Here is a 5,885-nt window from a genome sequence, read left to right as displayed (position 1 = left end):
AAAAAAAATTAGAAAAATTGAGGAGTTGACTCAAAAAATGGTTGCTCTATGAAAGAATCTTCAGACCAATGGCAGTAATTGTATGGCAAGCAGCCTACCCGGTGCTTGCTGCCTGTATCTTATATGAAATATCCAGTGCTCCTGGATCTCCTTGAAGATCTCTACTACTTCCGGTACACTGATTTCTACGTTCATGGCACTTCTCCTTTCGGTTTGATTTTTTGTTGATGATAACTCTTACAAGGAAAAGTGCCTTTTTTCTACCCATTCAAAATTCACACAAGATATTTTACACTACCCTTCCACAAGATCATCGTTCAGGAGCTGCAAGGATACACTTGCCCCACCAGCAAATGGTTCAACAAAAAGTTTGGGCCGAAGAGAATTCAACCGAAGAACCTCAGCGACATAACCCGCCAGCCGTCTCTTCGCTCCTGGATAACGAAGCGGCGAGAGTATCGATGCCTCTCGACGGGACAAGGGTTTCTTCGGGTTGGTTATCTTTCGCACAAGGGTATCCTTTTCCTCAATCGGTACATCTTGATTTTCCTGTCTCGCTTTTCATTAAATCCCTTTCTCTGCCATGTCTCAGGAACGTTTTGCAGTGTTTCCAATTTATCCAAAGCAACAGGTTTACTCCTCCTCAAAGCCAAAAGAGTCGAAGCGAAGTGTCCGGCAGTTTTCTGTCACATCACGAACGGTCTTGTCGGAGGCCCCATCAGGTAACTGGGCCTGAATCTCAAGCGTTACCTCGACCTCAGCGCCGACAAGTTTTGTTAAATGCTGAATCACCTCATCGGCGATACGCCCGGCATCACGGCCGACGCGGAGAGAATCCAACTTTACTGATCCATAAAATCGGCGGTATACCGGCGTTACGGGGGTGACACCGCTGTCTCCCGGTTGCACCGCGCCCTGCGCTCCGCTGTCCGGGGGAAAAACCGCTTCACCCGGTTGTCCGGGAGATGTTGTTTCCCCTCCGGGAACGGCAGATGTTTCCCGACGGGCGGTTTCTTCGCGGATTTGCCGTGCAGCCACGTCCGGCTTGACCAGAAGCGTCCCTCCCTCGGATTGGATGTTTACGGCTTTTCCTGCATCCAGTGCGCGATACCGCCCGGATTCTTCGTCTTTGCCCTGGGCATAAGCAAATGTATCTGCTTCCCATGTCAACCGGGATACACCTTCACGGATCGCCGCCACAAGAACATCCGGATCACGAAGGCGGGGAAGGTACAGGTACGTTGCGAAGTCCTCGATGAGTTGTTTCACCGCCACATCATCGCCTCGCCATAAAGGCACGCGATCCAGTTCCAGGCGGAGCCGGATGCCTCCCATCTGAACGAGGAGCATCTCCTCATTTTTCAGTTTTTTACTGGCCCTCAAAGCAAGCGAGTCGGTGCCCTGTAAACGGATTTCTGTCCAATCCAGCCCACCACGAAGTTCAGGTTGTCCAGGTGCAAGCAACCACTGCCAGGTTTCGGGGATTCGGGCCTTGACCGTGTCATTGGCATTCCTGCGTTTCGTGTCGGCCTGTTTGGACTGGAACGGATCAAGGTTCAGTTGTTCTCTTTCATCCCAGATGGACTTCCACGCAAGGTACTGACGGATTGCTGTCTGCAATTCCTTCAGACGGGTTGCATCTCCGGCCAGGAAAACAAGCGTGTTCTTGTAATTGCGCGGGCTGTTACCGCGGTTGTCCAGAATGGTTTGTGCTTCGAGCCTCGCCGGACTGTCATGTTGCCCCTTGCTATGTGGATGTTCAGGGCCAAGAATAACCAGGCGTGCTTCGCGCTCGTCGGGAATATCACTACTGCCCGAGCATGCATGCACCCGATGAAAATCGCTCCGGCTCCGGGCCTCTTCCCGCAATCTGCGGACAATTTCGTCCAGCACATCATGTTCGTGAAGCTGGCCGGCCCGATCTTCGGCCAGACGGGTCACGGTCGGCTGCGTTGAGTACCAGTACCGGCGGCCGTCGACATACAAATAGGTTGCCCGGTCCGTCAGCCGCCGCAGGGCGTCTCCGAATGTCGCCACCGTCTCACCGGGCTGGACACATCCAAGTTTGACCTGCCGGTCGTCAATGCCGCGGTTGGCAGCCCGTTGCGTCGGAGCGGAACCGACATAGATGGTCCTGGCCACCCGGCGGCAGGCAGAGTATCGTCCGAGGTTGGGCACCTCTCTGTCGAGAGAGAGCGGCAACGAATGTTCGCCGTCCACGTCTTTGGCGATAACCGGAGTCCACTGGTCGTCCAGATAGCGCGTCAATTCAAATTGCACGGCCGGGTCATCAATGGGGACCGTTGCAGGCATGATCAGCAGATTGCCGTCCTGTCGCTCCCATAATGAATGGATTACCGCGGCCATTAATCGGAGCACTCCCCTTGTTCGCTGAAATTTATCCAGGGTTGACCAGTCGTTGTAAAGCCGATCAAACAACTCCGGGTGGATGGGGTAGGCCATCTTGATGCGTCGTTCGTATTCCGCCTCCCGGCATTCCGACGGGAATTCATTGTGTTGCGTTCCATACATTTCCACGAACGCGCGCGCTACCGCGTCACGGGCGACAAAGCCTTGCTTGTCCGTGATCGGTTCGAACAGCCGTCGCCGGACAATTTCAAACCCCTCATCCGGACTTGCCGGACGCCAGCTTGATTCCACCCGGCCGATGGCGTTCTTCAAGCGCGACAACGCTCTTTGGCCCCAGTCTCCGCCAATCTCATTGTCCGAGGCGGGGATGCTCACCACCAACAACGTATCCTTCGCCGTTTTGGCAGACTCGCTCAGGGTCTGGGCGAAAGTGAATTGCGTATCGAACGATCCTGCTGGCAGGTCGCTGCCTTCATGCAATTGCCGGGCGTATGCAACCCATTCGTCGATAAGGATCAAACATGGCGAGAACCGGTTGAACAGATCCTTAAGCCGGTCGCCCGGGTTGGTGGCATTCTCATCATCTTCCCGCACCATTTCATAGCCTTCCCGGCCACCGAGCTGCCAGGCAATTTCGCCCCAGATCGTTCGCACAACGGTGCCGTCATCCTTCCTGATCGGGCTGCCCGGCGAAATTTTCGTGCCGACCACCACAGCACGGTTCACATTAGCGGGGACATTACATTCCGCCTCTTTGAGAACGTGCTCCGAGCCGGGCAACTCCGCCGCAGGCGTACCGGAAAACAAATGATACAGGGCCAGCATGCTGTGTGTTTTGCCGCCACCGAAATTGGTCTGTAACTCAACCACCGGATCTCCGCCCTTACCGGAAAGGCGCAAGACAGCATTGCTAAGGAGCTTCCCCAGTCCTTCGGTAATAAACGTGCGACGAAAGAATTCCGTCGGATGCTGATATTCCGAGGCTGCCTCACCCAGATAGACCTGCCAGAGATCGGCCGCGAATTCCGCCTGCTGATATTTTCCGCTGGCTACGTCTTTATGCGGAGTGACAACTTCGCGCCAGGGTTTAAGGCCGCCCTGCGGACTTCCTTCCACAGGCCGGGTTTTCCGCATTTCATTGCGGCGCTGTTCGTCGAACCGCACACGCAGCAGAGCCATCTTCTGTTTTTCGATCTCTTTGGCCTGGGGTGCGGAAACCGCGGAAAGCAGACGGTCTATACTGTCCAACGCCCGGTACGCATCATCACTGGAGAACGGGGTATGGTGCGCCCAGCGGTTGCGGATGTCGCGCAGTTCACTGACCAGAGACCGTTCGGCATGGCCGAGCGTATTACGGAATACGCTGTTCCATTGATCCCACATGACCGCGAGCAGGTTCTGCGTATCCCAATTGATTTCGCCTGTCTTTGCAGCTTTGACCGCACCGCGGTCCTGACGAATCGCTGCCTGCACCGAATCCTGCCACCCGTCGCCATGGGCAGCCCGAAGTTCCCGCTCCACAAACGGCCGTAATTCTTCGTTAAGAAGTTCCAGCGCTTCGCCCACTCTCCCGTGATTTGTTTTAGCCATGACCGAGACTCCTCATGTTCTGCATGCTCCTTACTCGAATAGTGTCCGTTGCTCGCCAGTACCCGCCGGGGTCTGATGGGCCAGTTTGCTGATCTCCGGCCAGGCAATGACCAGACTGTTGTACGCCAGTGCCTCACCGGACCACCCCTTACGCTCGCAGATGGCATAGAGCCGGTAGGCCAGGTCCCGGGCCCGTTCGCCGTAGTCACTGCCCAGTTTCCTGAGCAGATCGGCTGTCCCGGTTTCTCCCTGCCTGTCCAGCGCACGAATCAGGTGTTGTACCGCTTCCCATTCGGTGAGGCGGGCGTCGGTTGCCGGGTCCCTGCCTGCGCCGCGTGTCTTGGCGCGGCAGGCAGGCCAGTCATCGGGCAGTTCTTCCCGGCCAAGCAGTTTCACCTTGCCGCCCTGCGAGGCCACCACCCCGGCCTCAACCAGTCCCTGCACGGAAGTGTTCTTGGCCTTGGAAAGGGTTTCCGCAACGCCGTAAGGGCCTTCGTCCATGCCGAACTGTTCGAACCAGGCCACGGCCCAGCGGGTATCGCTGTCGAATTCGCCTTCCTGTTCGGCCAGCACTTCGTCGAGCACCTGGTTGATGAGGGTCAGCGCCGTGCGCACCGTCATGGGCGAGCCGTCCGACTTCACCACCTTTGCGTAACGGGAAAAGATGGCCATGCCCGGGCCGATGGCGGCCTGGGCCAGGTCCACCGGCGCGATATTGCCTGATTGCAGCAGGCGCAAGGCTTCCACCAGCTCCTGCTTGAGCGCGGTGATGAATTCCCTGCGGGTGGCAAGGGAAGCGTCCTTAGTGCGGGGCACGCAGGCAAGGACAACAGAGGAAGCAAGAGCGTTAGTGCCTTGAGCTACAGAACGTCCCGGACTTTCCGTCCTCATTGGCCAGGTAGCGGTTATAGTGAATCCGGCATCAATCACACCGGTCAGGAAAGTCTCCCAGCCGGTGGAAGCGGTTCCTGATGTATCGGTTTCCGCTTGCTTGAAGGCATAGAAAATCGTGGTGGGATAATCCTGATGTCCGTTTTCCCGCCAAAGCTGAATGGCCTGTCCCAAACCGGTCTCGAAAAATTCGGCCGCCTTCTTTTTGTCTCCGCCGTGGCGGTAGGGAGAGGCGATCAGTTCCTCGGCCTTGGGGGTCAGCATTGTGGAAAGCAGGTCAGGATAGACATCCCGCAAACTCCTCCGCAGCCAGACATAGAAGAAATCGCTCAAATCAGCGTAGCCGATGTTGTCATAGTACGGCGGATCGGTAGAAATGATTTGATTGGTGTATAGCGCAGAAGAAGTTGCATCATCCTGGATCGAAACACCACAAATTGTGGCAGGGGTATGTTCGATAGAGTCAGCAATCCGGTCAATATACATTACTAAATTTCCACCACTACTGCTAAATGGATTTGCTTCAGCATAATCCCAAACCATAGGTATTGCTTGGCGTGCAAATGTTTCTCGTAACGCTCCTCTATCATTCATCCAGCTACAAATTGATGACCAAAGATTAGCCCCCTTGCTAAGAGAAAACCCCAGATAAGTCGCCACGGCGTCGGCGTAAGATTGTGGACCGCTGCCGCCTTCGTTAAGGGGGCGGTCGTCATCCGGCAGGGTGCCGGCCTTTTTCGCATCCTCCAGCACCTGTTGCCTTGCTTCCTTCACCAGGTCGGAAAAGGTCGTGAGGGCCGTAAGCTGGCGGGGGTGAAGAGTTTATAATGCTTATTCATTCCATACAGTTGGATGCGAAATCCAAGTGCTTTTTCCGGAATATCGGACGCCGGATAATCATCTGGCAGGGTAGTGTAAAATATTTTGTGTGAATTCTGAAAGGGTAGAAAAAGGCACTTTTCCTTGTAATGGTTTTGATCACCAAAAAATCAAACCGAAAGGAGAAGTGCCATGAACGTAGAAATCAGTGTACC

2 protein-coding genes are annotated in these 5,885 nt (G+C 55.3%); both read right to left on the bottom strand.

Features of this window, described 5'->3' with window-relative positions:
- Positions 1-633: 633 nt before the first annotated feature.
- A complete protein-coding gene (locus tag C4B57_02005) occupies positions 634-3,960 on the bottom strand; it encodes an AAA+ family ATPase (GenBank protein PXF55798.1) in 3,327 nt (1,108 codons plus the stop codon).
- A 30-nt stretch (positions 3,961-3,990) separates the two neighbouring features.
- On the bottom strand, positions 3,991-5,337 hold the full coding sequence (locus C4B57_02000; protein ID PXF55797.1) for a hypothetical protein: 1,347 nt from the start codon (positions 5,335-5,337) through the stop codon (positions 3,991-3,993).
- Positions 5,338-5,885: the final 548 nt, after the last annotated feature.

The organism is Deltaproteobacteria bacterium (assembly GCA_003194485.1).
GTDB lineage: Bacteria > Desulfobacterota > Dissulfuribacteria > Dissulfuribacterales > UBA3076 > UBA3076.
The sequence above is the reverse complement of the archived record's forward strand: the minus strand, read 5'-3'. Positions and strand labels throughout refer to the sequence as shown.